The sequence below is a fragment of the Janthinobacterium sp. PSRC1-1 genome (genome assembly GCF_049897525.1).
Taxonomy (GTDB): domain Bacteria; phylum Pseudomonadota; class Gammaproteobacteria; order Burkholderiales; family Burkholderiaceae_D; genus Janthinobacterium; species Janthinobacterium tructae.
In genome coordinates this window covers 30,099-55,702 of sequence record NZ_JAFCWK010000009.1, presented here as the reverse complement: position 1 = coordinate 55,702, position 25,604 = coordinate 30,099, and the positions used below count along the sequence as shown (strand labels likewise).

24 protein-coding genes are annotated in these 25,604 nt (G+C 65.7%); 10 read left to right on the top strand and 14 right to left on the bottom strand.

What is annotated here, in order from left to right; translation table 11 throughout:
- Positions 1-14: 14 nt before the first annotated feature.
- Positions 15-1,703 carry an aspartate-alanine antiporter gene (aspT, locus tag ACP7DW_RS19600; RefSeq protein WP_426056252.1) on the bottom strand — a complete coding sequence of 563 codons (1,689 nt, stop codon included), beginning with the start codon at positions 1,701-1,703 and terminating at the stop codon, positions 15-17.
- 56 nt (positions 1,704-1,759) lie between these two features.
- Positions 1,760-3,442, bottom strand: coding sequence for an aspartate-alanine antiporter (gene aspT, locus ACP7DW_RS19595; protein ID WP_426056251.1), 1,683 nt, complete (start codon positions 3,440-3,442; stop codon positions 1,760-1,762).
- A 587-nt stretch (positions 3,443-4,029) separates the two neighbouring features.
- On the opposite strand from aspT (ACP7DW_RS19595), the gene ACP7DW_RS19590 reads away from it, so the two are divergent.
- Complete coding sequence (locus ACP7DW_RS19590) at positions 4,030-4,293, top strand: heavy-metal-associated domain-containing protein (protein ID WP_298407816.1); 264 nt, start codon at positions 4,030-4,032, stop codon at positions 4,291-4,293.
- Between the two features lie 38 nt (positions 4,294-4,331).
- On the opposite strand, the gene ubiT is transcribed toward ACP7DW_RS19590, so the two are convergent.
- Genes ubiT through ubiU form a run of 3 tightly spaced genes read right to left on the bottom strand, consistent with a single transcriptional unit; the run spans position 4,332 to position 6,823 of the window.
- Complete coding sequence (ubiT, locus tag ACP7DW_RS19585; protein ID WP_298407818.1) at positions 4,332-4,859, bottom strand: ubiquinone anaerobic biosynthesis accessory factor UbiT; 528 nt, start codon at positions 4,857-4,859, stop codon at positions 4,332-4,334.
- A 20-nt stretch (positions 4,860-4,879) separates the two neighbouring features.
- Complete coding sequence (gene ubiV, locus ACP7DW_RS19580; RefSeq protein ID WP_426056250.1) at positions 4,880-5,776, bottom strand: ubiquinone anaerobic biosynthesis protein UbiV; 897 nt, start codon at positions 5,774-5,776, stop codon at positions 4,880-4,882.
- Between the two features lie 9 nt (positions 5,777-5,785).
- A complete protein-coding gene (gene ubiU / locus ACP7DW_RS19575) occupies positions 5,786-6,823 on the bottom strand; it encodes a ubiquinone anaerobic biosynthesis protein UbiU (protein ID WP_426056247.1) in 1,038 nt (345 codons plus the stop codon).
- Between the two features lie 162 nt (positions 6,824-6,985).
- Here ubiU and ACP7DW_RS19570 point away from each other — a divergent pair, with 162 nt between their 5' ends.
- From ACP7DW_RS19570 to ACP7DW_RS19540, 7 genes are all read left to right on the top strand, one after another.
- A complete protein-coding gene (locus ACP7DW_RS19570; RefSeq protein WP_426056246.1) occupies positions 6,986-7,402 on the top strand; it encodes a hypothetical protein in 417 nt (138 codons plus the stop codon).
- Between the two features lie 118 nt (positions 7,403-7,520).
- Complete coding sequence (locus tag ACP7DW_RS19565) at positions 7,521-9,269, top strand: ribonucleoside triphosphate reductase (protein WP_426056245.1); 1,749 nt, start codon at positions 7,521-7,523, stop codon at positions 9,267-9,269.
- Positions 9,266-9,463 carry an anaerobic ribonucleoside-triphosphate reductase gene (gene nrdD, locus ACP7DW_RS19560; RefSeq protein WP_071078116.1) on the top strand — a complete coding sequence of 66 codons (198 nt, stop codon included), beginning with the start codon at positions 9,266-9,268 and terminating at the stop codon, positions 9,461-9,463. The genes ACP7DW_RS19565 and nrdD overlap by 4 nt, the downstream gene beginning before the upstream one ends.
- On the top strand, positions 9,456-10,160 hold the full coding sequence (locus ACP7DW_RS19555; RefSeq protein ID WP_426056244.1) for an anaerobic ribonucleoside-triphosphate reductase activating protein: 705 nt from the start codon (positions 9,456-9,458) through the stop codon (positions 10,158-10,160). Before nrdD ends, ACP7DW_RS19555 begins: the two co-directional genes overlap by 8 nt.
- A 148-nt stretch (positions 10,161-10,308) precedes the next feature.
- Positions 10,309-14,364 (top strand): Pls/PosA family non-ribosomal peptide synthetase, encoded by a 4,056-nt coding sequence (locus ACP7DW_RS19550; RefSeq protein WP_426056243.1) that lies wholly within the window; start codon positions 10,309-10,311, stop codon positions 14,362-14,364.
- Positions 14,364-14,891, top strand: coding sequence for a 4'-phosphopantetheinyl transferase family protein (locus ACP7DW_RS19545; protein WP_426056242.1), 528 nt, complete (start codon positions 14,364-14,366; stop codon positions 14,889-14,891). Before ACP7DW_RS19550 ends, ACP7DW_RS19545 begins: the two co-directional genes overlap by 1 nt.
- 198 nt (positions 14,892-15,089) lie before the next feature.
- Positions 15,090-15,998, top strand: a complete 909-nt coding sequence (locus ACP7DW_RS19540) for a LysR family transcriptional regulator (RefSeq protein ID WP_426056241.1) — start codon at positions 15,090-15,092, stop codon at positions 15,996-15,998.
- Here ACP7DW_RS19540 and ACP7DW_RS19535 read toward each other — a convergent pair.
- Entirely contained in the window at positions 15,995-16,672 is a 678-nt protein-coding gene (locus tag ACP7DW_RS19535) for a phosphoribosylanthranilate isomerase (protein WP_289949147.1), read from the bottom strand. The two genes, ACP7DW_RS19540 and ACP7DW_RS19535, sit on opposite strands and share 4 nt — an antisense overlap.
- 127 nt (positions 16,673-16,799) lie before the next feature.
- Here ACP7DW_RS19535 and ACP7DW_RS19530 point away from each other — a divergent pair, with 127 nt between their 5' ends.
- Positions 16,800-17,027: a hypothetical protein gene (locus ACP7DW_RS19530; protein WP_071078121.1), complete on the top strand. Its 228-nt coding sequence runs from the start codon at positions 16,800-16,802 to the stop codon at positions 17,025-17,027.
- Between the two features lie 73 nt (positions 17,028-17,100).
- Complete coding sequence (locus ACP7DW_RS19525) at positions 17,101-17,505, top strand: hypothetical protein (protein WP_298407835.1); 405 nt, start codon at positions 17,101-17,103, stop codon at positions 17,503-17,505.
- A 113-nt stretch (positions 17,506-17,618) separates the two neighbouring features.
- Here ACP7DW_RS19525 and ACP7DW_RS19520 read toward each other — a convergent pair whose 3' ends face one another.
- The 8 genes from ACP7DW_RS19520 to ACP7DW_RS19485 form a co-directional block, all read right to left on the bottom strand.
- Positions 17,619-18,647 (bottom strand): RNA methyltransferase, encoded by a 1,029-nt coding sequence (locus tag ACP7DW_RS19520; RefSeq protein ID WP_426056240.1) that lies wholly within the window; start codon positions 18,645-18,647, stop codon positions 17,619-17,621.
- Between the two features lie 64 nt (positions 18,648-18,711).
- Positions 18,712-19,053, bottom strand: coding sequence for a zinc ribbon domain-containing protein YjdM (locus ACP7DW_RS19515; RefSeq protein WP_096234803.1), 342 nt, complete (start codon positions 19,051-19,053; stop codon positions 18,712-18,714).
- A 91-nt stretch (positions 19,054-19,144) separates the two neighbouring features.
- Positions 19,145-20,107: a CDF family Co(II)/Ni(II) efflux transporter DmeF gene (gene dmeF / locus ACP7DW_RS19510; protein ID WP_426056239.1), complete on the bottom strand. Its 963-nt coding sequence runs from the start codon at positions 20,105-20,107 to the stop codon at positions 19,145-19,147.
- A gap of 10 nt (positions 20,108-20,117) precedes the next feature.
- Positions 20,118-20,393 carry a metal/formaldehyde-sensitive transcriptional repressor gene (locus tag ACP7DW_RS19505; RefSeq protein WP_071078126.1) on the bottom strand — a complete coding sequence of 92 codons (276 nt, stop codon included), beginning with the start codon at positions 20,391-20,393 and terminating at the stop codon, positions 20,118-20,120.
- Positions 20,394-20,430: 37 nt separating this feature from the next.
- Positions 20,431-21,261, bottom strand: a complete 831-nt coding sequence (locus ACP7DW_RS19500) for a redoxin family protein (protein ID WP_426056238.1) — start codon at positions 21,259-21,261, stop codon at positions 20,431-20,433.
- Between the two features lie 70 nt (positions 21,262-21,331).
- Positions 21,332-21,871 carry a DUF2325 domain-containing protein gene (locus ACP7DW_RS19495; protein ID WP_426056394.1) on the bottom strand — a complete coding sequence of 180 codons (540 nt, stop codon included), beginning with the start codon at positions 21,869-21,871 and terminating at the stop codon, positions 21,332-21,334.
- 405 nt (positions 21,872-22,276) lie between these two features.
- Positions 22,277-23,440 carry an FAD-dependent oxidoreductase gene (locus ACP7DW_RS19490; protein ID WP_426056237.1) on the bottom strand — a complete coding sequence of 388 codons (1,164 nt, stop codon included), beginning with the start codon at positions 23,438-23,440 and terminating at the stop codon, positions 22,277-22,279.
- Entirely contained in the window at positions 23,440-25,596 is a 2,157-nt protein-coding gene (locus ACP7DW_RS19485; RefSeq protein WP_426056236.1) for a LodA/GoxA family CTQ-dependent oxidase, read from the bottom strand. The genes ACP7DW_RS19490 and ACP7DW_RS19485 overlap by 1 nt, the downstream gene beginning before the upstream one ends.
- Between the last annotated feature and the right edge of the window lie 8 nt (positions 25,597-25,604).

Genomic DNA, 25,604 nt, shown 5'->3' with positions numbered 1-25,604 from the left:
GCATACATGCAGACTCAGACGAAAGCCACAATCAGCGGCCCCAGCAAGGTCAGGAAAACGTTGGCCAAGGCATAGGTGATGGCAAACGGTACGGTGGGAATCGAGTTTTGCGCCGCGTTCAGCACTTCGCCGAACGCGGGATTGGCGCTGCGCGAGCCGGACAAGGCGCCCGCGAAGATGGCCACGTTGTCATAACGCAAGATGTAACGGCCGATCAGCATGGTCAAGATCATCGGCAGGATCGTCACCACCACGCCCACGCCAAACAGAGTCAGGCCGTGTTCGCGCACGGTTTGCACGGCTTGCAGGCCGGACGTGAGGCCGACGACGGCGACAAAACCGGCCAGGCCCAGGTCCTTCAGGATCTGCACGGCGCCGCTGGGCATGTAGCCAAAGGTCTGGCGCTTGGCGCGGAACCAGCCGAATACCAGGCCCGACAGCAGCACGCCGCCGCCACTGCCCAGTGTCAGCGGAATCGAGCCGATGCGCGCCACCAGCAAGCCCACCAGCAGGCCGACGACGAGGCCGGCGCCCATGTAGACGAAGTCCGTCTTGGCGCTCGGCACGATCATGTAGCCCACTTCAGCCGCCACGCGCTTGACGTCCTGCTCGGCGCCATAGATGGTCACCACGTCACCCGTCTGTACGATGGTTTCCGGTTGCATGGGCAAGATCTTGCCCATGCGGCTCAGTTGCACGACAAAGATGCCGTGACGCACGCCGGGCGCCGTCGCGCTGCGAATTTCGCCCACCGTCTTGTTGTGGTAAGCCTTGTTGGTCAGCACCATGTCGCGGCGCTGCATCACCAGTTCCATGCCTTCGACGGCCAGCAATTCCTTGCCCAGCTGGGAAGAGACGCTGAGCATGGCTTCGCGCCGGCCCACCAGCAGTACGATATCGTCGGCCGCCAGCACCAGATCCGGGCTGACGTCGATGATTTGGCCATTGCGTTTCACGCGCTCGATGGTGATGGCCGTGCTCGGATGGGCGCTTTCGATCTCCGCCACCGAGCGTCCGGCGCCGGGGCCCACGTCGTAGATGCGGCCGATCAAGTCGGGCGCGGCCGGCGTCTGGCCCGGTCCCAGCACCTGCACGCCCGCCTGCAGCGCCGTTTCCGCCTTGATCGCATCTTCGCGGATGGTGCGACCCATGAGTTTCGGCAAGATATTGACGCAGACGATGATGGCCCCAAACGAGCCGAACACGTACGTCACGGCATAGCCGACGGCCACGTTGCCCTGCAAGCGCGCCACCTCGTCGGCCGCCAGGCCCAGCTTGGTGATCGCGTCGCCGGCCGTGCCGATGATGGCCGACTGCGTCAAGCCGCCCGCCGCCACGCCGGCCGCCAGGCCCTTGTCCAGGCCAAAGACCTTGGCCATGATGACCACCGTCAGCAGCGCCGTCACGGCCAGCACCACGGCCAGGATGATTTCGCGCACCGACTGGCGTCCCAGGGAATTGAAGAACTGCGGTCCGCTTTCATAGCCGACCGCGTAAATGAACAGGGCGAACAGCACCGACTTGACGCCGGGATCGATGGCCACGCCTACCTGGCTGACGAGGACCGCCACCAGCAGTGAACCGGCGACCCCGCCCAGCTGGAACGAGCCGAACTTGATCTTGCCGATGTAGTAACCCACTGCCAGGGAGAGAAACAAGGCAATTTCGGGCGACTTCTTGAATAACTCATGCAACCATTCCATACGGACCGCCTTTCGTGTTGAAGGAATTCTTTACTGCCTGTGCCCTTGCGGGCGGCTTATGCGTGGACGGAGCCGGCCAGGGCCACGATGAGCGGCCCCAGCAGAGGCAGCACCACGTTCGAGATGGCATACGTGATCGTGTAGCCGAGCAAGGGCGTCGAGTTGCCGGCCGCGTTCTGCACGGCCGACAGGGCCGGCGTGCTGCACTGCTGGCCGGCGATGGCGCCCAGCAGAACGGGCGCTTCCAGCTTGAGGAAAAAGTGCCCGACGCACAGGGAAATCGACGCGGGGATGACGGCGATGAGCACGCCCATCAGCGGCAGCGACAGCCCGTACTGGCGGACCAGGTCGATCGCCTGCGGTCCCGAGGCCAGCCCCACGCAGGCGATGAAGGTGGCCAGGCCGATATCCTTCATCATGTCGAGCGCGCTCGAGGGGATGCCCTGCATGCCCGGCTTGCGCGCCTGGTACCAGCCGAACACGAGACCCGTCAGCAAGGCGCCGCCGCCCGTGCCCAGCGAAAACGGGATGCCGCCCAGCTTGGCGGTAAAGCCGCCGATATACACACCGAGCACGATGCCGATGCTGGCGTAGACGATATTGCTGCGGTCCCCGGTGGGCACGCGCTTGCCGATGGCGGCCAGCGCCGTGGTCAGCTCGCGCCCTTCCGCCGTGCCATACAGGCGCAGCACGTCGTCGCGCTGCAAGGCCAGGTCCGGCAGGGGCGGCATGCTGTGCTCGCCACGCACGACGGCCGCCACATGCACGCCGGAGGGCAAGGCCAGCTGGCGCAGGGGCTGGCCCACCAGCGCGGCTTGCTGCAGCACCACTTCGACGGCCGAGACGGCCATGTTCAAGCCTGTCGTGTCGGCAAATTCTTCGCCCAGGACGGCTTCGGCAGCCACCAGCGCGGGACGGTGGCCGATCACCAGCACTTCATCGTTGGCGCGCAGGCGCAATGCCGGTTCCAGGTCCAGCACCTTGCCGTGCCGGCGCACGCGCGTGATGCTGGCGCGGCCCGCGAAAATATGCTGCAAGGCATCGAGGCGGCGTCCCGCGCCACGACTGATGCGGTAGGCGCGGCCCACCATTTCCGGCGTGGCCTGCACCCCGTCGCCATCGGTCTGCGCGCCGCCCATCTTTTCCCACAGCTTGTCCGCTTCCTCGCGCAGGTTGACGCGCAACAACAGCGGGAAAATCTGGCTGGTGACGATGACGATGGCGATCAGGCCGAAGATATACGTGATGGAATACGCGGTGACCACGTTGGCTTGCAGCTCGGCGATGCGCGCCGCCGGCAGCGCCAGTTTGGAGATGGCGTCCGTGGCCGTGCCGACGACGGCCGATTCCGTCGCCGCGCCCGCCATCATGCCGGCCGCCGTGCCTTGGTCGAGGCCCAGGAAACGCGTGGCCAGCAGCACCAGCGCCAGCACCACCACCACTTCGATCAGGCAGAGTATTCCCAAGCGCAAGCCCTTGGCATTCAGGTTGGCAAAGAACTGGGGACCGCCCGCATAGCCAAGGGCAAAGATGAACAGCATGAAGAAGACATTCTTGACGCTGGCGTCCAGGGTGATGCCCAGCTGGCCGATCAGCAGCGCGGCGATCAGGGTACCGCACACGCCGCCCAACTGGATGGGACCGAAGCGTATCTGCCCTAGCGCATAGCCCAGGGCCAGGGCCAGGAACAAGGCCAATTCTGGCACCTGGTGCAATACCGACGTGATCGAATCGAGCATGAGCAAACCTTCGAAAAGTGACGGTTGGTTACCCGTTCTCGGGCTGGCAGGCGCTGGCGGATGAACGGGCGTACAGGGGCCCACGCAGCACCGGCCCTGAAGGCCCGTACCGGGGAAATGTTGTTACGAGGAATCATGTTCGGTGAAAATTTTACAAGTGTCAACAGGTGTTCTGTTGAACTCGCTTTGCGTTTCATCAAACATCGTGCGCACGATTGAGGCGGCTATTTGACATAGCTCAACAATACTAATAGTAATGTTTTTGGACGATACCAGAGTGCCTTGCGCGCCAGCGGCGTCTCCTGTGGCAAGCCTGGATGAAGCAGCGCCAGCGCATAGGTCCCTTCCGTGCAGCGTCCGCATCGGCGATATTGCAATAACAATAATATTGCGCTGCAGGGTACGCTTGTCGACGCCAACAGGGCGACGGTGTATCCAACAACAGCAGTTTCAAGCTGCCCACGCGCCGCTGGAATTAATCCAGATCAATAAAACCGCAAATAGAAAATAAATCTTGCGTGCGGCTCTGGACGGCATGCGCACCGCTCGCCTACGCTGTTTTTTTATCTGAAAAACAAGAGGAACCCATGCAGACAGCACGCTTGAATATTATCGGGATGGATCACGAAGGCTGCGCCGACAGGCTGACGGGCGCGCTCGAGGCCGTCACGGGTGTGGCCACCGTGTGCGTCTCGCTGGCGCGCCACGGCGCCACGGTGCAATTTGACGAACGGCTGGCCACGCAGGAGCGCCTGCTGGCCGCCGTCAACGATGCCGGCTTCATGGGCGAGGCCTCCGACGAGGAACAACTGCCATCCTGCAGCGGCGTCTGCGGCCACTGCCGCCATTGAACGCCGGCTGCGGCAATTCTTCGCTCCCCCTGCTCCGCTCAGCCTTCCCGCGCACCCCGGTCGCGCAGATGCGCCAGCACGCGGCGCGGTCCCAGCGCCTGCAAATCGAACGGCGGCAGCTCGATGGCGTCGAGCGTATTCTTGAACAGCAGGCCCAGTTCCGTATCGCCTTCCAGGCTCAAACGACGGCTGAAGAACAGCGTGTCAGGATCTTCCTGGCGTCGCGCCAGCAGCATCAGGTCATGCACGCTGGCAGCGATGCACAGGTCCGGCACGTCCACATAGCGCTCGGCCACGAACACCGTGCCCTGCCACTCGAAATCAAAGGCGATGCCCGCGTCGACCAGGCGCAGGCGCAGGCTGCGCCCCTCCAGGCTAAGCCGCACATCGTCGGGCAATTGCGGCGCCAGCAGGCGGTTCAGGCCTTGCACGAACAGCCAGGAGGCGGGATACGGCGGCAGCTTGGACAATAATTCGGCCAGCGGTTCGGGCAGCCGGTACGACATGGCGGGCTTGCTCATGGCGGGCTTGGCCGGGATGGGCAATCTTTCCAGTTGATCTTGCATGGTGCTTCCTTTCGATGCGTTCAATGAGCGGCGTGCTGTTCCATGCCGGGCTGGCCGTGCCAGTAGCCGTCGCAGGCGCCGGCCGGCTGGCAGGCCGCCAGCTGGGCCTGGGCGCCCACGCCGCTGACCTGGCCGCGGCGGGCGCGGTCGAAAATGGCGATGACTTGTTCCGTATGCAGGGCCTGCGGGCTGATGCGCGCCACCGCCACGCCCATGTCGCGCATGGCGTCGAGTTCGCGCACCAGGTTGTAGACCAGCGCCGACTGCGTCTGCGTGCCGTTCAGTACGAGGAAGGGCACCTCGTCGCGCGTGCGCAGCAGCAGGCCGTCCGGCTCTTCCAGGCAGCTGTAGCCGCAGTCGTCCTTCGGCAGGTTGCGGTTGCGCGCCGTGAAGCAGCGCGCGGAAAACGCCAGCGGCATGCGGCCGTAGGCGAACACTTCCGTCTCCAGCCCTTCCGGTTTCTGGCGCTGCATCTCGGCCAGCGCCGTCTGCCCCATTTCCAGCGGCATCACCCAGCGCCGCGCGCCCAGGCGCGCCAGCAGTTGCAGGCTGGGGCCATTGAACAGGTTCAGATGGGGACCGGCGACGAAGGACGTGCCCTTTTCCATGCAATGCACGGCGCCCATGTCGTTGGCTTCGACCGTATAGCGGCCATTGCCCGTGATGCGGCGCAGGGTCGCCAGTTCGGCGCCCGCCTCGATCAGCGCCTGCGTCGACAGCACCACCTCTTTGCCGGCAGCGGCCAGCAGGTCGGCGATATCGAGCCAGTCGGCCAGGCGCACTTCATGCCGGCGCGAGCACACGGTTTCGCCCAGATACACGATCTCGACGGCGCTGCCGGCGATCTGCTGGTAAAACTCGAAGACGGTGGCGCGCGGCCAGTAGTACAGCAAAGGGCCCAACGATAGTTTTAGCATGTTCTTCCTTTATTTCCAGGAGCGGTGGTAGGCACCGAGTGTGTGCTGCTGGCCTTCGGCCAGCTTGTCCATGGCCGCCATCCAGCCCGGCTTGACGGCGTAGCGCGGATTGCCTTCGCGGCAGGCGTCGATCGCTTCGCGCCACACGCGCGTCACCTGCGCCACGTAGGCGGGACTGCGCTGGCGCCCCTCGATTTTCACGGCGCGCACGCCCATGGCGATCAGTTGCGGCAGCAGCGCCAGCGTGTTCAGGCTGGCCGGTTCCTCGATCGCGTAATACTCTTCGTCATTGACTTCGAAACGGCCCTTGCACAGGGTGGGATAGCTGGCGTTTTCACCGGGCGCGTAGCGGTCGATCAGCACGCCGTTCAGGCGCGACTCCAGACCGTTCGGCGTTTCCAGCCAGCGCACGGATTTCGCCGGCGAGCATACGCCGTGGGTGTTCGGCGCCTCGCCCGTCGCATACGACGACAGCGCGCAGCGCCCTTCGACCATCACGCACAGGCTGCCGAAGCCGAACACTTCGATCTCGACTTCCGTCTTGCTGATCAATTGTTCCACCTGCGCCATCGACAGCACGCGCGGCAGCACGGCGCGGGCGATGCCGAAGTGTTCATGGTAAAAATTGATGGCTTCGTAGTTGGTGGCCGAGCCCTGCACGGACAGGTGCAGGCGCAGCTGCGGATGGTGCTGGGCCGCGTAGGCCATCAGGCCCGGATCGGCAACGATCATGGCGTCGATGCCCGCTTGCGCCGCGCGGTCGATGGCGCTGCGCCACACGGCCCAGTTGTGCGGCTGCGGATAGGTGTTCAGCGCCAGCAGCACCTTGCGTCCATATTGATGGGCGTAGCGCACGCCCTCGGCGATGGCCTTCTCGTCGAAATTGAGGCCGGCGAAATTGCGCGCATTGGTGGCGTCGCGAAAGCCCAGGTACACGGTGTCGGCGCCATTGTCGACGGCCGCTTTCAGGGCGGGCAGGCTGCCGGCGGGGCAGACCAGTTCCAGCGGTCCGGCCACGCGGGTGGCGGTGGTTGCTTCAAGCATCATGATGTTCACAGTCCTGTATCGGCTCAGGGTGCAGACTATAGCCCCGCCCATGCCGCCCAGTCCTTGACGCAGGTGAAGGAATGCATGCATGGCTGGCGCACCTTCAACTTGCTTGACCTGGCTGTAAAATGCCCCACTTTTCTTCCTCTTCGATTGCCAACCATGACCCGCAAACCGCTGCTGATTTTCCTTCTGACCCTGTTCCTCACCGCGCTGCAAGTGCAGTGGGCCGGGCCGGCCGATGGCTATGACGCGGGCACCATCTCCGTGCTGTCGCCCGAGGTGCTGGGCGCCTATCCGGGCGTGCTGCTGCTGTTCCTGCTGGCCGTGTTCGCGCGCCGCCAACTGCCGCTGCGGCGTCAGGCCGCCATCTGCACGGGCCTGCTGGCCATCTACTGGCTGCTGGCGAATTACGTCACGTTCGATGCGCGCGTGGCCAGCTGGAGCACCTATACGCCGCTGGAAATCTGGGCTCACGTGCTGCCCGCTTCCGTCGCCAGCATCGCCGCCTGCGGCGCCGCGTTCTTTTGCGCGAGCTGGCTGATCCTGCGCGAAACGCGCTGGAACAAAACCGGCTGAGGTGGTTTTTTCACCTGGATCAAGGATACGCGAATCGCTTGCACGCCACCTTTGACGGCACTACATTTAGTAGATAACCTTCATAAAAACACCGCATGTTGTGTTTATTGGAGGTTTCATGACGACGAATGCAGTTTCCCCCACGCGCGGCCAGGTCGATGTCGCCGCGTCCATCAATGAATACCTGGAGCGGCGCGACTGGCGCGTCAACGCCAACGCCAACCAGGGTTACTCGCTGGGTGGCCTGATCCTCAATGTGTCGGGCAAGGTCATCGCCAACTACTGGCTGGACCAGGTGTATCCGCCGGAAGTGGGCGCGGCGCACCGCGAAGCGGCGCTGCACATCCACGACCTCGACATGCTGGCCGGCTATTGCGCCGGCTGGTCGCTGCGCACCCTGCTGCATGAAGGCTTGAATGGCGTGCCGGGCAAGATCGAATCGGGCCCGCCGAAACACATGTCGAGCGCCATCGGCCAGATCGTCAATTTTCTCGGCACCCTGCAAAACGAATGGGCCGGCGCGCAGGCGTTCAGCTCCTTCGACACTTACATGGCGCCCTACATCCGCAAGGACGGCCTGCGCTACGAAGACGTGCGCCAGTACATGCAGGAGCTGATCTTCAACCTCAACGTGCCATCGCGCTGGGGCACGCAGACGCCGTTTACCAACCTGACCTTCGACTGGGTCTGCCCGGACGACCTGCGCGAGCAGATTCCCGTCATCGCCGGCCAGGAGATGGACTTCAGCTATGGCGAGTTGCAGGCCGAGATGGACATGATCAACCGCGCCTACATCGAGATCATGATGGCGGGCGACGCCAAGGGCCGCGTCTTCACCTTCCCCATCCCCACCTATAACATCACCGAGGATTTCGACTGGCATAGCGAGAATGCGGAACGCCTGTTCGAGATGACGGCCCGCTACGGCCTGCCCTACTTCCAGAATTTCATCAATTCGGAACTCAAGCCGAACATGATCCGCTCCATGTGCTGCCGCTTGCAGCTGGACTTGCGCGAACTGCTCAAACGCGGCAATGGCCTGTTCGGTTCCGCCGAGCAGACGGGTTCCCTGGGCGTGGTGACGATCAACTGCGCGCGCCTGGGCCACCTGTGGCGCGGCGACGAAGCGGCACTGATGGCCGACCTGGACCGCCTGCTGGAGCTGGGCAAGACCAGCCTGGAAATCAAGCGCCGCACCATCGAGGAACTGATGCAGCAAGGCCTGTTCCCCTACACGAAGCGCTACCTGGGCACCCTGCGCAACCACTTTTCCACGCTGGGCGTCAACGGCATCAACGAGATGATCCGCAATTTCAGCGGCGACGCCTGGGACATCACGTCCGCCGAGGGCCATGCGCTGGCGATACGCCTGCTCGACCACGTGCGCGCCCGCATGGTGGCATTCCAGGAAGAGACGGGCCACATGTACAACCTGGAAGCGACGCCGGCCGAGGGCACGACCTACCGCTTCGCCCGCGAAGACCGCAAACGCTATCCCGCCATCCTGCAGGCGGGAACAAGCGACAATCCGTATTACACGAACTCGTCGCAACTGCCCGTGGGCCATACGGACGACCCGTTCGAAGCGCTGGAATTGCAGGACGCGCTGCAGCGCAAGTACACGGGCGGCACCGTGCTGCACCTGTACATGACCGAAGCGCTGTCGGATGCGAATGCCTGCCGCGAACTGGTCAAACGCGCCCTGAGCCGCTTTTCGCTGCCCTACATCACGGTCACGCCCACGTTTTCCATCTGCCCGCGCCACGGCTACCTGGCCGGCAAACATGAATTTTGTCCCACCTGCGACGCCGAACTGATCGCCCGCAAGCAAGCCCACCCTGTTCCATCACTTGAGGAAACACCATGAACGCACGTCCCGACTTCACTCCCGCCATCACCCTGCTCGACAGCGAACGCCAGCGCTGCGAAATCTGGACGCGCGTGATGGGCTACCACCGCCCCGTCGCCTCGTTCAACATCGGCAAGCAGGGCGAATTCCACGAGCGCCAGTACTTTACGGAAGCGAGCGCCCGGGTTGGCCAGCCCGCCTGCCGTGGCTGAGTTGAAAGTGGGCGGCCTGACGCCCTTTTCCGCCACCGACTACCCGGGCAAGCTGGCGGCCGTGGTGTTCGTGCAGGGCTGCCCCTGGCGTTGCGGCTATTGCCACAATCCGCACCTGCAGGCGCGCACGCCGCAGGGCACCATGCCGTGGCAGGACGTCCTGACCTGGCTGCGCCGCCGCGTGGGCCTGGTCGACGCCGTCGTCTTCAGCGGCGGCGAGGCGTGCATGGACCCGGCGCTGGCGCGCGCCATGCAGGACGTCAGGGAACTGGGGTTCGGCGTCGGCCTGCACACGGCTTGCATCTATCCGCAGCGCCTGCAGGAAGTGCTGCCCCTGGTCGATTGGGTGGGCTTCGACATCAAGGCGCCGTTTGCCGACTATCGTCATGTGACCCGCGTGGCCGGCAGCGGCGACCCGGCGCGCGCCTGCCTGGACGCCATCCTCGCCAGCGGCGTGGCCTACGAATGCCGCACCACCACCCACCCGGACTTGCTGCCGGACGAACAGCTGCTGGCCCTGGCCACCACGCTGGCCGCCAAAGGCGTCGACAACTACGTGCTGCAGCAGTTCCGCGCCGAAGGCTGCGCGGATGCGGCGCTGGCCGGCCGCCCCCTGCACGGCTATCCGGCGGCGGGCACGCTGGCGCAAATCGGCGCCATGTTTCCCCGTTTTACATTCCGTAATCATGGCAATTGATCCTGCAGTCACATAATTGCTGAAAGATCCACAAAATTCCCCGTTCTGCAACGCTGAAATGTCTGGGGTACTGTAATGTATCGACTGTGCCACGCACCATGCGCAGCCCGTCAGATTCCTCACTCCGCATTACAGATAAGCGTCATCCATGAACGATTTCACCGCAGTCAGCCCAGGCACCCCTTCCACCCACGCCGACATCCTGTACGGCCCGCCGCGACCGGATCTGCTGCGCGAGGAAGTGCTGGCCGACCTGCTGGAAGCGACGGCGCGCCGCTGCCCGCAGCAGATCGCGCTGATCGATGGCGAACGCCGCATCAGCTACGCCGAACTCGATGCCCAGGCGGGCCTGGCGGCGTCGCGCCTGGTGGCGGCCGGCGTCAAGCCAGGCGACATCGTGGGCCTGTGGCTGCCGCGCGGCGCCGCTCTGCTGCTGATGCAGGCGGCGATTGCCAAGGCGGGCGCCGCCTGGCTGCCCGTCGATGAAGACACGCCAGTGGAACGCCTGCAGGTGTGCCTCGATGACGCCAACGGCTTTGGCGTCGTCAGCTGCGCGCAGTTCGCGCCGCGCCTGGCTGATGCCGGCATCGTGCGCCCCGTGTGGACGGCGGAAAGCCTGCTGGCCCCCGCCGCACCGGGCGAACTGCTGCCCGCGCGCAGCGCCGTGCTGCCCGCACACCCTGCGTATGTGATCTACACCTCCGGCTCGACGGGCAAACCCAAGGGCATCCTGATCAATCAACGCAGCATCTGCCACTTCCTGCGCAGCGAAAACGCCGTGCTGGAAGTGACGCAAGCCGATACCGTCTACCAGGGCTTTTCCGTCGCCTTCGACATGTCGTTCGAGGAAATCTGGATCGCCTACCTGGTGGGCGCCACCCTGTGGCTGGGACCGAAGGACATCTCGGGCGACCCGGAAGCCTTGCCGCGCGCGCTGGCAGCCAACCACGTCACCGTGCTGCATGCCGTGCCGACCCTGCTGGCCCTGTTCGCCGAGGACGTGCCGAGCCTGCGCCTGATCAACCTGGGCGGCGAGATGTGCCCCGAGTCCCTGGTCGAGCGCTGGTCGCGCCCGGGCCGCGCCATGTTCAACACCTATGGCCCCACGGAGGCGACCGTCTCGTGCAGCCTGGCGCGCCTGCGGCCCGGCGAAGCCGTCACCATCGGCACGCCGCTGCCCAACTATGGCTTGCTGGTGCTGCAGGTGGCCGAGCCGGGAGAAAACCGTCCGCTGGTTCTGCTGCCACGCGGCGAGACGGGGGAGCTGTGCATCATCGGCCCCGGCCTGGCCGAGGGCTACCTGGGCCGGCCCGACCTGACCGTGGAAAAATTCCTGCCCAATCCCTGGAGCACGGGGCCAGACGACGCACGCCTGTACCGCACGGGCGACCTGGCCCGCATCGATCCTGATGGCCAGGTGCTGTGCCTGGGCCGCGCCGACGACCAGGTGAAAATTCGCGGCTTTCGCGTGGAACTGGGCGAGATCGAAGCCGTGCTGGCGCAGCAGGCGGGCGTGGGCACGGTGGCCGTGTTGCTGCGCAAGGATGATGGCATCGACCAGCTGGTGGCCTACATCGTCGGCAGCGACGATGCCCCCGACGAGGCCCTGGCGGCGAAAACCCTGCGCGCGGCCCTGAACCTGCATTTGCCGCCCTACATGGTGCCGGGCCGCTTTGAACTGCTGCCGCTGATGCCGCGCCTGACGTCCGGCAAGATCGACCGGAAGGCGCTGAAGGCCATGCCGCTCTCGACGCCGCCGGCCGGCGAGGCGGGCGAATCGGACGTGCCGGAAACGCCGGCCGAAGCGGCCCTGTTCGCGGCGCTGGCGACACTGTTCCCGGGCCAGCCGATACGGCGCCAGTTGGACTTCTTCAGCGACCTCGGTGGCCACTCCTTCCTGGCCGCGCGCCTGGCGTCCACCCTGCGCGCCGACCCGGCCTATGCCCACATGACGGTACGCGACATTTATCACAATCGCCAGATCGGCAAGATCGCCGCCGTGCTGAACGAGGCGCCCGCGCTGTCCACGCCGGAAGCGGATTGGACGCCGCCATCGGCCATGAAGCGCTGGCTGTGCGGCGCGGCCCAGGCGGCGGCCGTGCCGGGCCTCGTCACCTTGCGCATGGCGCAGTGGATGGCGCCGTTTTTCACCTACCACTTCTTCACGGGCGACACGGGAGACACCGTGCCGCGCGCCATCGCCGCCTCGATAGTCGTGTTCTTGCTCGCCACCCTGGCCGAATTTGCCATCGCGATCGCCGGCAAGTGGCTGATCGCCGGGCGTATGAAGCCGGGCAGCTATCCGCTGTGGGGCGTCACGTACTACCGCTGGTGGCTGGCCGACCGCCTGGTCGAATCGGCGCCCGCGTATCTGCTCAGCGGCTCGTCGCTGAACAGCTGGTGGCTGCGCGCGCTGGGCGCGAAGGTGGGCAAGGAAGTGGTCATCGGCTCGATGACCCTGCGCGCGCCCGACCTGCTGTCCATCGGCGACAACGTCAGCGTCGGCAATGCCGTCAACTTTGAAAACGCCCGCGTGGAACGGGGCCGTCTGCTGCTGGGCCGGATCAGCGTCGGCGACGATGCCTGCATCAGCTCTTACGCGATTTTGGAAGGCAATACCAGCGTAGGCGCCTTCGGCCACCTGGAGGGACAATCGGCGCTGGCCGATGGCGTGAGCGTGCCGGCGGGCAGGGTCTGGACCGGTTCGCCCGCGCGCGACATCGGCCCCTACGACCGGGCCAGCCAGCCGCCGCGCCCCGCCGTCTCGCGCCTGCGCCTGACGGGCGAAACCCTGTTCTTCTGCTTCGGCATGGTCCTCATCGCCGTGCTGTTCTTCATGCCCGTCTTCCCCAGCTTCGTGCTGATCGACTGGTTCGACGAACGCGAAATGATGCCGTGGCTGCAGGGCCGCGACGTGACGACCCAGCTGGCCCGCTACTTCCTGCTGGCCTTCCCCGCCAGCGCCGTGCTGATCGTGCTGACCGCCCTGCTGTCGGCCGCCATCCGCTGGGGCGCGCTGCCCCGCCTGAAGCCGGGCAGCTCGCCCGTGCACAGCAATATCTATTGCGCCAAGTGGCTGGTCAGCCATATCCAGGAATCGAGCCTGAACGTGCTGCATGGCATTTACGCCACCGTCTACGCGCCGTACTGGTACCGCCTGCTGGGCGCCAAGGTGGGCAAAGGCGCCGAGATTTCCACGGCGCTGGGCGTGGTGCCCGACATGCTGACCCTGGGCGACGACACCTTCATCGCCGACGCCGTCATGCTGGGCGACGAGCAGATCGACGGCGGCTGGATGACCATGCGCCCCACCGTCATCTCGCACCGCAGCTTTGTCGGCAACGGCAGCTATATCCCGGACGGCACCGTGCTGCCAGAACACGTGCTGATCGGCGTGCACACGCATGCGCCGCGCAATGCGCAGATGCACAGCGGCGATACCTGGCTCGGTTCTCCCCCGATGCACCTGCCCGCGCGCGAACAGGTCAGCGGTTTTGCCGAGCACCTGACCTTCAAGCCATCCATCCTGCGCCGCCTGGGCCGCAGCCTGATCGAAGCCTTCCGCATCGTCGCGCCGCATGCGGTGGTGATCGCCGTCGGCTACACCCTGGTGCTGGACGTGATGCCGATCGCGGGCGCCGGGCGCTGGGGCGAAGTGGTGGGCGACCTGGCGATTGCCGGCATCGCCTACGGCATCGGCAACTTTTTGGTGGTGGTGCTGTTCAAGTGGCTGCTGCTGGGACGCTACCGCAAGCACGCGGCGCCCATGTGGACGCCGTTCGTGTGGATCTCCGAAGGCGTGACCAATCTGTATGAAGGGATCGCCGTGCCCAACTTCATGCGCTACCTGCGCGGCACGCCGTGGCTGCCGCTGGCCTTCCGCCTGTTCGGCTGCAAGATCGGCCGCGGCGTCTACATGGACACGACGGACATCACGGAATTCGACTGCGTGCATATCGGCGACTACAGCGAACTCAATGCGCTGACCTGCCCGCAGACGCATTTGTTCGAAGACCGCGTGATGAAGATCGACCACGTGGACATCGGCCGGCGCGTCTACATGGGCCCGCGCAGCTCCGTGCTGTACAGCGCCAAGGTGGGCGACAATGCGCGCCTGGGACCGTTGACCCTGGTGATGAAGGGTGAACATATCCCCGCCGGCAGCAACTGGGCCGGCTGCCCGGCGGCGCCTTTGCGTAGCTGATGGATTTTACCGTGCTGTGGGCGGGCGACGGCGTGCTGGTGATCGGCATCGTGCCGCCGCCGTCCCGTATGGCAGCGCGCACGCGCCTGCGCCAGGCCGTGCGCGAGGCGGCGGCGCAGTGGCTGAAGGTGGATATCGAATCGATTGCGGTGGAGTCGACGCCGGGCGATCCTCCCCGTTTGCTGCTGGCCGGCCGCGCGGCAGGTTTGTCATTGACCCACGATGAGGGCATCTCGCTGGCCGCCATCCATCTGCACGGCGCCGTCGGCATCGACGTGATGCGCGTACAGGACGTTCCCGACTGGGCGAATGTGGCGCGCGATTACCTGGGGCCGCAGGTGGCCGAGAAACTGGCCGCCTGCCCCGATGCACAGCGTCCGCTGCGGCTGGCGCAGGCGTGGACGGCGCGCGAGGCGGCGCTCAAGTACTCCGGCCTGCAACTGGCAGAGTGGAACGGGGCCGCGCCGACCTGCCGCTTGCAGGCTTTACCCTTGCCTGCCCCCTACGTGGCCAGCCTCGCCTATTAATCTTCCTTGTCATTTCCCGCCGCGCCGATCTGGACGAAAATCAGTTTTGCGATAATACTGACGAGCAGGCCCAGCACCCCGATCAATTCCAGCATGGTCTTTCCTTTGCAGTGACAGCAGAGCAATCCACTGTAGCCTGAACGCCGGGGCAAGGCCAATATCAAATCAGGTACTCTCCGATCTCGAAAAGGCATACGATTGATTTCCATCAGACAGTTCCGCTATTTTGTCGAAGTCGTCGATGCGGGCAGCTACTCGCGCGCGGCGGAAAAGCTGTATATCGCGCAGTCAGCCCTGAGCCGGCAGATCAAGGAGCTGGAAACCGAAGTACAGGCCTTGCTGCTGACGCGCGACGCGCGCCATATCGAACTGACGCCTGCCGGACAGGTCTTTTATGAACGGGCCAGGCGCATCCTCGACGACATCGATGAAACCGTGCGCCAGACGCGCCACGTGGGACAAGGCGCGCAAGGCATCATCCGCCTGCTGCATTCGAGCTCCGTCACCCTCACGCCCGCCATCGGCGCCGTGCTGAACCGCCTGCTGGCGCAGTTTCCCGGTGTTACGCTGGACGTGTCGAAAGGCTCGTCGGAAAACCAGGCGGCGGACATCGAGGAAGGCCGCGCCGACCTGGGCCTGGTGCGCCTGCCCACCCTGCGCAAGCATGCCAATATCGTCGTGCGCGAACTGTTTGCGGAAAAGCTGGTGGTGGCCGTGTCGTCGGCCTCGCCGCTGGCCGCGCTGCAGCGCACGACGATAGCCGCCCTGCGCGACGAAGCGTTCGTCTCGATTCCGCACAAGGACCGGGGCGGCCTCAGTTACCTGGTGGCGGGCCTGTGCCTGGCGCAGGGCTTCTTTCCGAAGGCGGCGCGCGCCCTGTCGCGCAAGACCTCGCAGCTGAACCTGATCGAGGCCAACATGGGCATCGCCATCGTCCCCGACAGCATGCGCCTGGTGGCGCCGCCCGGCGTGCGTTTCATTGCGCTGCCGGACGAGGAGTCGCATTGCGTCGTGGGCCTGATCTCGCCGCGCGCGGCGGGCGGCATGGTGGCCGCGTTTACAGAAGCGTTCGTGCGCGAGATGAACGCATTGGCAACGACGGATTAACCTTCCGCATACAGCGCCGCATCCACGTCGCGCACGGCCGCCATCAGCAGGGCCAGCTTCATGACATCGAGCTTGCCATCGGTGCGCACGCGCGAGCACAGGTCGATGCCGTAGGGCCGCACCTGGCGCAGCGCCTCCGTCACATTGTTGGCATCGAGGCCGCCAGCGAGGAAGACGGGGCGGGGACTGGCGCGCACGAAGCGCGCACTGACGGACCAGTCATGCGTGCGGCCCGTGCCGCCCAGTTCCGGGACCGGCGCGCCAGGGCGGCCGGAGTCAAGCAAAAAGGCATGCACATGGGGCGCGTAGGCGGGAATCAGCGCCAAAGCCTCGGGCCCTTCCACATGGATCACCTGCACGCGCCGCACATGCGGCAGCAGGCGCGCCAGTTCCTCGACTTCACGCGGGTCGATATGCCCGACAATCTGCACGGTGGACGGCTGCGTGGCGCGCACGTGTTCGGCGATGGCTTGCGCCGTCGTCTCGGACGTCAGCAGAAACGTGGCCACGGGTGGCGGCGTCCAGGCGGCGATCTGCGCGATGCACGCGTCGGGAATCGGACCGGGGCCGGACGGCATGGCGGCCACCAGGCCCAGCGCGTCGGCGCCGGCGGCAATGGCCAGTTGCGCTTCGTCGATGGAAGCGATGCAGCAGATCTTGATGCGGGTTCTCATGGCCTTGCGTGTTCAAATGAAATGATCAACATTACAACACAGGGCCGCGCGCGCGCCAAGACACGCGGTCAAGGCCGCGCACGATTGTGTGCCAGAATGGGGACATTTCTCACTTACCGACGATTCCATGGCCGACTACAAAAACCCCAGCTACGTGGCCCGCTCGATGCACCCGCGTTTCGATGAACTGACCTCGCCCGGCGAAGCCGTACCGTATTCGGGCATCTACCGCTGCGACGGCTGCGCGCACGAGATCGTGTCGACGGAAGGCCACATCATGCCGCCGCAAAACCACCACCAGCACAGCAGCGAGCAAGGTGCCATCCGCTGGCGCCTGATCGTCAGTCCGCGCTGATTGACAGGCGCCAGGCGGCGGACGATACTGGATTCATCCGGCATCGCCATTGGAATGTCACTGGAACACCAGCATGCGCATCGTCGATTTTGAAGTCCGCAAGGAGTGTCCGCCGCAGCTGTGCGACTGCGAACGCGAGCGCCTGCTCGACGATCCGCAGGCGGACCTGTCCATCCTGCGCCTGAACCTGACGGAAGAAAAGCGTTTGCTGGCGCACATCGAGGGCATCGCCACCTATGCACAGCTGCAAAAGCTGCAACTGCTGCTGAAGAGCAACCTGGGCGTGCAATTGCAGATCGCACCGGGCGGCGGCGAAGTGCGCACCGTGCGCGGCTTCCAGATCCGCCTGCTGGAACAACCGGGCCTGTGCCGCAAGACGCGCGCCGCCATCCCGGCCGCCGTGCGGCGCTGCCTGGCCGCGCATCCCGAGATCGCGTTTGCGATATTGAATGAAAACGATTTGCTCGGTGGGGTGTGAGCCGGGTAGCCGGGTAGGTCGGATTAGCGGAGCGTAATCCGACACCATTGTTGGCCTCGCAATGTCGGATTACGCGGTTCCCGCTAATCCGACCTACGCCGCTGACCCCGGTTTTACGCTGCGTGTATCTCGATCACTTTCCTGCCCTTGGCCTCACGCGCGCGCAACTGCCCGCAGCCGCCCTCCACGTCCTGCCCGGCCGAATCGCGCAATTTAGTCAGCACGCCGCGCGCGTGCAGGGCGGCGGCGATGGCGCGCGCCTTTTCCCAGCTGGGACGCTTGAACGGCAAGTCGTCGATGGTGTTATACGGGATCATGTTCAGCACCGCGTACTTGCCCTGCAAGAGCGCCACGATGCCATCCATCTCGTCCTCGCCATCGTTGACGCCTTCCATCAGGGTCCATTGGTACTGCACCGGGTAGCCGGTCAGGCGCGCATACGACTCGCCGAACGCCACCAGCTCGCGCGGAGAGAGCCTGGGCGCGCGCGGCAGCAGCTGTTCGCGCAGCGCCGGCTTGGTCGTGTGCAGGGACAGCGCCAGCGCCGGCTTGACCCTTCCTTGCGGCAGGCGCTCGAACGCGCGCGGGTCACCCACCGTGGAAAACACCAGGTTCTTGTGGCCGATATTGCCCTCGGTGCCCAGCAGCTCGATCGCTTCCATCACATTGTTCAGGTTATGCGCCGGTTCGCCCATGCCCATGAAGACGACTTTTTTCACGGGGCGCATGGTGCGCGCCAGTACCACCTGCGCCACGATCTCGCCGCTGGTCACTTGCCGGATCAAGCCGTCGCGGCCCGTCATGCAGAACTGGCAGCCGACGGCGCAACCGACCTGGCTCGACACGCACAGGCCGTCGCGCGGCAGCAGCACGCTTTCCACCGTCTGGCCGTCATGCAGTCCCACCAGCAGGCGCGCGGAACCGTCCGCGCCCGGATGGGTGCTGAGCAGTTTCAGCATGCCCTGCAATTCGAGGTCCAGCGCGGGCAAGGCCGCGCGCACGGGCAGCGGCAAGAAATCCTCGGCGCGGCGCCGGCCTTGGTCGTGCGGCTGCCCCTGGATCCAGTCGCGCAGCACGCGCTGTTCGTGCAGGGGCTTGGCACCCAAGGCGCGCAGGCGCTGGCGGAGATGATCGATTTGCATGGATTCTGAATAAAAAAACGGCGCGCTGGAATAAAGCCAGCGCGCCGTGTTACAGGTAAAAGCGTTACACCTTCTTGACGAACTCGGTTTTGAGGCTCATGGAACCGAAACCGTCGATCTTGCAGTCGATATCATGGTCGCTGTCGACCAGGCGGATGTTCTTGACCTTGGTGCCCATCTTGACGACACCGCCGCCGCCCTTCAATTTCAAGTCCTTGATGACGCTGACCGTGTCGCCGTCCTGCAGGATATTGCCGGCCGAATCGCGGTACACCTTGGCGCCCTCTTCCGCCGCTTCGCCAGCCGTGGCCGACCATTCATGCGCGCATTCAGGGCAGATCAACTGGCTGCCGTCTTCATACGTGAATTCGGATTTGCATTGCGGGCATGGTGGTAATGTGCTCATTTTTTTCTCTGTCTGGTGAACAGCGCGTGCTGTAAAAGCCGACATTATACTGCCTACGCCCCGCATCAGCTTGCTTTTTTCACCATCATTATCAAGGGCGGCGCACAATCTCGATGGTGCTGTGGACAATCTCCTCGTGGATGCCGATGCGCGCGCGCAGCTCGGCGCCTGTCAGCGCGGGGTCGCGGCTGACCACGGACAAGGCGCACGAATACAGCTGCTTGCCGACTCGCCACACGTGCAGGTCGACGATGCGCGGCGTGTCGCCGGCGCTTTCCACCTCCACGGCTTCGCGGATTTCATCCACCACGGGGTGGTCCATCTCGCGGTCCAGCAAGACCTTGCCCGTCTCGTGCATCAGCTTTTTCGCCCACAGCGCCACCAGCACGGCGCCGACGATGCCCATCACGGGGTCGAGCCAGCGCCAGCCATAAGCCCACGCGCCGCCCAGCGCAACGATGGCCAGCACGGACGTGGCGGCGTCGGCCAGCACGTGCAGGTACGCGGCCTTCATGTTCAGGTCTTCGCCATGGCCGTGGTGAGCATGATGGTCGTGATGCTCGTGGCCATGGTGGTGATCATGGTCGTGGTGGCCGCCGAGGATCAGCGCGCACACCAGGTTGACAGCCAAGCCGAAGGCTGCCACCGCCATCGCCTGCGGATAGTGGATGGGCTGCGGCGAGAACAGGCGCTCGAGCGAGGCCACCACCATCAGCACGGCCACGCCCAGCAGCAGGATGGCGCTGGTGTAGCCGGCCAGCACTTCGATCTTCCACGTGCCGAAGGCGAAGCGGGGGTCGCGCGCATAGCGGCGCGCGGCCGCATACGCAAACGCGGCCAGGCCGATGGCCAGCGCGTGCGAACTCATATGCCAGCCGTCGGCCAGCAGGGCCATGGAGTTGTACCACCAGCCGGCGACGATTTCCAGCACCATGGTGGCCAGGGTGATCCACATGACGATGCGCGCGCGGCGTTCCGCCTTGTCGCTGGAGCCGCCAAAGACGTGTTCGTGCTGCCAGGCGGAGAGGTCTTCATCGCGGGTTTGCATGTGCATGACGATCTCCTTATTTCAGATAGGTGCGCAGGATGCCCGCGATGTCGTCGGCGCCCCTGGCCCGCTCCTCGGCCGAAATGTCGGGACTGGCCACGTGCTCGCGCAAGTGTTCTTCGATCACTTCGGCCATCAGGCCATTGACGGCGCCGCGCACGGCGGCGATCAGCTGCAGCACTTCGCCGCAGTCGCGGCCCTCTTCCAGTCCCCGCTCCAGGCCTTCCACCTGGCCGCGGATGCGCTTCACGCGATTGAGCAGCCTGGTCTTGTTGTGCGCCGTGTGTCCCATGCTTCCACCTCGATAAATACTATAGGGGGGTATGCTATCAGAGAGAGCCGGGCGGCGCGATCTTTTGCAGCTTGCTGGCCAGCGAGGCATCGGACAATTCACCCAGGTGGGTGTCGATCAATCTCCCCTGCGCGTCGAAGAACAGCGTGGTGGGCAGAGCCGAGGAACCGGCCGCCTTGCCCAGCGCCGCCGCGCTGTCGAGCACCACATTGCGCAGGGTGACGCCGCTGCTGTCCAGGAAAGCGCTGGCCGCCGCCGCATCCTCGCGCTGGTTCGCATACACGAAGACGATATCAGCGCGCGCCTGCTGCGCGGCGGCCAGCACGGGCATTTCGCGCCGGCATGGCGGGCACCAGCTGGCCCACAGGTTGACCACCATCGGCTTGCCGCCGGCCAGCGCCGCCAGGGTCGTTGGCGCGCCGGCTAGCGCCTGCAGGGCCACGGCCGGCAAGGCCGCCGGCTTGTCATACGCCAGCCCCATCCCTGCGCTCAACACACCCCAGGCCAGCGCGCCCGACGCGACGCTGATGGCCAGGGGCCGGCGCATGGCCGCCATGGCGGGACGCCGGCAGCGCCACGCGGCGATGGCCAGCGCGGCGGCGATGCCGGCCGGCGCCAAAAACCCTCCGTCGCGGATATTCAAAATGGACCAGGGCGCCGCCAGATACTGTTCATGCCAGCGCAAGACGAACGCCACGCGCGCCGCCAGCAGGCCGGCGATCAGCAGGTCGGAAACGAGGGGGCCGGCGTCGGGCAGTTGGCGGTAGCGCCGCAGCCACCATGCCACGCCGTAGGCGACGCACAGGGAAAGGAACAGCAGGACCAGGCCCGTGGGCAAAGCCAGGGGGCCGATTTGCAGGGACAGCATGGGCGCTCTCTATCACGTCGAAGGGACGGCCATTGTGCCCCAAGCGGATTAAGCGTGCGTTAATCCGGCGTCAAGAAGCGCCCAGCGCTTCCTTGCGCACAAAATGCATGGCTTGCGGCTGGTCCACCAGCACGCACTGCTTGCCCGTGCGCCTGCAGTGGTCATGCACGCGCCAGTAGGCATCGTGGCTGACGCATCCCGTCTGGCAAATCACCAGGTCGGCCGCCACCAGACCCGCTTCCAGCGCCGCCACGTCGTCGGCGCCGTCGTCGCCACCCGCGTGGTGCAGGAAGCGCCCGCCAGCCTGCTCGACGGCCTGCTGCGCCATCAGCGCGCCGTCCGCCGCCTGACCCGCATCCTGGGTCAGATAGCTGCCCACATACAGCACGGCTTTTTCACGCACGTCGGCCTGCAAGCCTGGCGCGGGCAGCCACTGCAGGCGCAGCAACTCGCGCATCAAGTCCTGCACGCGCTCGCCGAGCCACTCGACCTTGCGCGCCAGCCGGGCGCGCGTCGGCAAGCCCGGCACGCTGGCCGCCAGATCGGCCAGGTCGTCGCGCGCCAGCGCCAGCTGCGTATCGCGGAGCACGACCTGCGCCCGCGCGCGCATCAATTCCGACTCCAGCTGCGCGATGCGCGCCGCCTGCGCGGCCAGCTGCGCACTGCAACGCGCCTGCGCCCGCCCATATTCGCCCATCAGCACGCGATGCTCATGCGCGATCGCGTCCTCGTTGCCATGCCTACTACCCATCATGCCCTCCTTCACCACCCGTGGCGCCCTGGCGCCAGCCCATGCTACCCCCATTGCTCGCATTATAAATGAGAATCATTATTATTTGCGCATGCACATGCGCGCAGCAGGGGTATGCGGTGGCCGCCAGCGTCACGCAGTCGGCGGGCAAGACAGCAGGCGCCGCCAGACGTCATCCTGCACTGCGCGCACATGCCGCAAGCCGTCGGGGCCACGATAGATGTCCAGCGTATTCAACGCGCCAGCTGCCCTGCGTCAAACCACTCAAGATATTCGCGGCGGCGTTGACGCCGGCACCTGCGCGCCTGCGTGCAACTGGCGCCAGAACGGCGCAGCGGGCCAGCGCTGCTCCCAGCCGTAATACTGCTGGCGCTGCGCCAGGTACTGCGCATGGCGCAGCGCCACCGTGTGCGCCACCGCGCCCAGGGTCGCATGGCCGGCGATGGCGCCAGCGGCCGCCATGCCATTGGCGAGCGCCTTGACGATGCCTTGCGAGGTGACGGGATCGAAGGCCGAAGCGGCGTCGCCGATGGCCAGCCAGCCGTCGCCATGCAGATGGTCGAGGCAGTAGGACGGCGCGGGGAAACTCTGCACGCCGCCGGCCAGCGGCACCGCGCCGCGGGCCAGCGTGGCCGTATTGGGCGCGGCCGCCAGCCATGCCAGCCAGTGGTCCGACTGCTGCAAGCGCCGCGCCTTGACGGTGGCAGCATCGCTGTAGAACGCCAGCAGCAAGGTGGCGTCGGGCAGATGGGCGCCATACCACCAGCCATGTTCGACCGCTTCCAGGTGCGTCAGGCCGGAGCGGGTGCCCTCTGGCGCGGCGAAGCGCATGGCCAGGCATACCAGCGGCAGCGTTTCGACCTTGCGGCTGCCGCGCTGGCGCGCGAAGACGGCGCGCGTGCCGCTGGCGTCGACCACCAGATCGGCATGAATGCGGACCGGGTGCGGATGCGCAGGATCGCCCAGCCTCAATTCCAGGGCAAAGCCGCCGCCTTGCGCCGGGGCCGACGCGGCCAGGCTGGCGCGCTCCAGCACTTCCGTCCCGCGCAAGCGCGCCTGGCGCGCCAGGAAGCGATTGAAGCGGGAACGCTCCAGATGCCAGCCGTGGCCCAGCGGATGCATCAGCGCGTCGTTGTAGCCGCGCTTGTCGCTGCCCCACCAGGAACAGCTGCCATGGCAAGGCGCGTGCGCCTCGGCGAAGAACTCCTGCGCGATGCCCAGCGCCTGGAACAGGCGGTTGGCTTCGGGCGGAATGCTCTCGCCGATGCGAAACGGCGTGTAGTCGCCCGCCTCGATGACGAGCACGTCGTGCACGCCATGCCGGGCCAGCGCCAGCGCGCAGGCGCAGCCGGCCGGGCCGCCGCCGATGATGGCGACCCGGTAGCGTTGCCGCGATGGCGCGTCAGGATGCTCTGCGGCCGCCGGCATCAGCGTTTCGGTTTCGGTTTCGGCCGGTACACCTTGTCGATGGCCGTGTTGCGCCAATACTCGACCAGATTGCTTTCATCGCTGTCGAACAGGCTCTCGACTTCCAGGTAGTAATCGTGGCAGATGTTCTGGTTGCCCTGCGCCTGCGCGATGGCCGTGCTTTGCACTACCACCCCGATACGCTGCCAGTTCAGCAGGAACTGCGCGCGATCCTGATAGCGCCCCACATGCATGGCCGGCCGGTCGATTTGTGCATCGGCGGGCGTGGTCGACGGCACGTCATCGGCCCGCGTGCCCTTGCCCCGCACGGAAAAGCGCGGCGTCGGCAAATCCGTGCCGCTGGCAACGACGTCGTCGTAGGTGTAGACGGCCACGGGCCGCTGCGCCGGCCAGGACGAGTACAGCAAGGTATTGATGCCATTGCCAGGGGTTGCCGTGGCCGCGTCGATCGCGTCCTGATTGTTCAGCAGCTGGCGCTCGGGCGGCGCTTCCGGCAAATGCGTGGCGCACGAGTTGTAATCCGTATGCCACGGCAGGGCCATGAACTTGGACAGGTCGCCCGGCTGCACCGCCTCGCCGCGCAGCGGCGTGTAGCCGCCCGTCAGAAAAGGCGCATTCTTGTGCGCCTTGCGGTAATCGAGGCGCTCACGGTTGATGCGGAACGGTCCGCCGCTGTCGTGGCGCTGCCATGCCTGCTGATACAGCCCGGGGTCGCGCACGATAAAACTCATTTCGATACCGGGACTGTAACGGCCGCCCAGGCAGTTGAACAGCACCGTGCGGTCCAGCGCCTCGCCGGGACCCGGCACGGCATCGCTGCCGGCCGGCGCATAGTGCTCGTGCGCCCACTGCTTCATGAAGAAATACTGCGCGCGCGTCAGCGTCAGCAGGCCGCTGCCCGCGTCACCGAGCGACAAGGGCATTTGCGGCGTCGCCGCCGGCAGGTCGGGCTGGTCCGGATCGCGGATGAAGTTCATGATGCGGTAGCCCTTCAAGCCGTCGGCCGTCATCTTGCCCAGCCGGTCATGCTCCTTGATCGCGCGCGGCGGCAGGCTGGTGGTCCACTTCTGCAGCGCGGCGGCGCGCAGGATCGGCTGCACATCGGTGCTGAAATCGCACTGGTAGCCGGCCTGGTAGCTGCCCTGCGCATAAATGGCGGGACGCAGCGCCATCTTTTCCAGCCAGGTGCAATACAGGTCGTCCCACAGCGACACCACGCTGGCCGTTTGCGGCGCATACGACGGGTCGCTGGAGATCACCCAGGCGCTGCCTTCGACGGCGCGGCTGCTGCCGTCGGCGAAGACCAGGCTGGCCGTGACGGGACCATCGGCCACGTCGTCGAACCAGTGATCGTTGTTGACATTGTCGCCCAGGCTGGCACTGGCCGAATAATGGCCTTGCGCGTCGAAGCCGCACGCCTTGCCATAGCCGCCCAGCACCAGCAGGCGGCCATTGTTTTCCGTCGTGATGGCGCCCAGCGACGCGATGATGGCGCCAGGGCCATGGCCATCCGCGCCAGGCGGCCCGCCGCGCGGAAACGACACGGGATAGTCGGGCAAGGCGCATACGGCGCCGCTGTCGGCATCCACGCAGGACGGCTCGGTGGCGGCGTCACACTGCACCAGCGCCTGGCGCGATGCCAGTACCGTGCGCGGCCCCGCGTCGATGACCAGCAGTGTGCGGCGCTGCAGCTCGTCGCCGATGAAGTTCTGGTTGCGCAGGTCCGGCGCGCGGCCATGCTCAAAGGGCGCGATGCCGTCGCCGCCCAGCCAGCTATTCGCCTTCTTGTTGGCCAGGTGCACGGTCCACACGATGTCCCGGACACGCTTGCCATCGACCATGCTGCCGATGGCCACTTCGACGGGCGTACCCTGCTTGCCGAGCGGGTACGTTTCAGTGCCCGCCGCGTCATCGAACGCATATTGAAAAATCCGGAAACGGGCCGCCTGCCGCTTGAGTTTCCCGCTGCCGTCGCGCAGTTCGGTACTGAGGATGGTCGTGTCTTCCGTGCCCGGGCGGATCGGCAAGCCTCCCGTGCAGGTCTTGCCGGGCAACTCCATGCCCGCCATGCTTTCCGGGCCGAGATAATATTCTTCGCTGTTGCCGACACGGGCGATGCCGATGGCCGGATGGATTCTTAACGCGGTGTATGCCATGCTGAACT

Excerpts from the sequence above, each read along its gene's own strand:
- aspT (WP_426056252.1), bottom strand. The coding sequence starts at position 1,703 with ATGGAATGGTTGCATGAGTTATTCAAGAAGTCGCCCGAAATTGCCTTG.
- aspT (WP_426056251.1), bottom strand. The coding sequence starts at position 3,442 with ATGCTCGATTCGATCACGTCGGTATTGCACCAGGTGCCAGAATTGGCC.
- ACP7DW_RS19590 (WP_298407816.1), top strand. The coding sequence starts at position 4,030 with ATGCAGACAGCACGCTTGAATATTATCGGGATGGATCACGAAGGCTGC.
- ubiT (WP_298407818.1), bottom strand. The coding sequence starts at position 4,859 with ATGCAAGATCAACTGGAAAGATTGCCCATCCCGGCCAAGCCCGCCATG.
- ubiV (WP_426056250.1), bottom strand. The coding sequence starts at position 5,776 with ATGCTAAAACTATCGTTGGGCCCTTTGCTGTACTACTGGCCGCGCGCC.
- ubiU (WP_426056247.1), bottom strand. The coding sequence starts at position 6,823 with ATGATGCTTGAAGCAACCACCGCCACCCGCGTGGCCGGACCGCTGGAA.
- ACP7DW_RS19570 (WP_426056246.1), top strand. The coding sequence starts at position 6,986 with ATGACCCGCAAACCGCTGCTGATTTTCCTTCTGACCCTGTTCCTCACC.
- ACP7DW_RS19565 (WP_426056245.1), top strand. The coding sequence starts at position 7,521 with ATGACGACGAATGCAGTTTCCCCCACGCGCGGCCAGGTCGATGTCGCC.
- nrdD (WP_071078116.1), top strand. The coding sequence starts at position 9,266 with ATGAACGCACGTCCCGACTTCACTCCCGCCATCACCCTGCTCGACAGC.
- ACP7DW_RS19550 (WP_426056243.1), top strand. The coding sequence starts at position 10,309 with ATGAACGATTTCACCGCAGTCAGCCCAGGCACCCCTTCCACCCACGCC.
- ACP7DW_RS19545 (WP_426056242.1), top strand. The coding sequence starts at position 14,364 with ATGGATTTTACCGTGCTGTGGGCGGGCGACGGCGTGCTGGTGATCGGC.
- ACP7DW_RS19535 (WP_289949147.1), bottom strand. The coding sequence starts at position 16,672 with ATGAGAACCCGCATCAAGATCTGCTGCATCGCTTCCATCGACGAAGCG.
- ACP7DW_RS19530 (WP_071078121.1), top strand. The coding sequence starts at position 16,800 with ATGGCCGACTACAAAAACCCCAGCTACGTGGCCCGCTCGATGCACCCG.
- ACP7DW_RS19525 (WP_298407835.1), top strand. The coding sequence starts at position 17,101 with ATGCGCATCGTCGATTTTGAAGTCCGCAAGGAGTGTCCGCCGCAGCTG.
- ACP7DW_RS19520 (WP_426056240.1), bottom strand. The coding sequence starts at position 18,647 with ATGCAAATCGATCATCTCCGCCAGCGCCTGCGCGCCTTGGGTGCCAAG.
- ACP7DW_RS19515 (WP_096234803.1), bottom strand. The coding sequence starts at position 19,053 with ATGAGCACATTACCACCATGCCCGCAATGCAAATCCGAATTCACGTAT.
- dmeF (WP_426056239.1), bottom strand. The coding sequence starts at position 20,107 with ATGCACATGCAAACCCGCGATGAAGACCTCTCCGCCTGGCAGCACGAA.
- ACP7DW_RS19505 (WP_071078126.1), bottom strand. The coding sequence starts at position 20,393 with ATGGGACACACGGCGCACAACAAGACCAGGCTGCTCAATCGCGTGAAG.
- ACP7DW_RS19500 (WP_426056238.1), bottom strand. The coding sequence starts at position 21,261 with ATGCTGTCCCTGCAAATCGGCCCCCTGGCTTTGCCCACGGGCCTGGTC.
- ACP7DW_RS19495 (WP_426056394.1), bottom strand. The coding sequence starts at position 21,871 with ATGCGCGCGCGGGCGCAGGTCGTGCTCCGCGATACGCAGCTGGCGCTG.
- ACP7DW_RS19490 (WP_426056237.1), bottom strand. The coding sequence starts at position 23,440 with ATGCCGGCGGCCGCAGAGCATCCTGACGCGCCATCGCGGCAACGCTAC.
- ACP7DW_RS19485 (WP_426056236.1), bottom strand. The coding sequence starts at position 25,596 with ATGGCATACACCGCGTTAAGAATCCATCCGGCCATCGGCATCGCCCGT.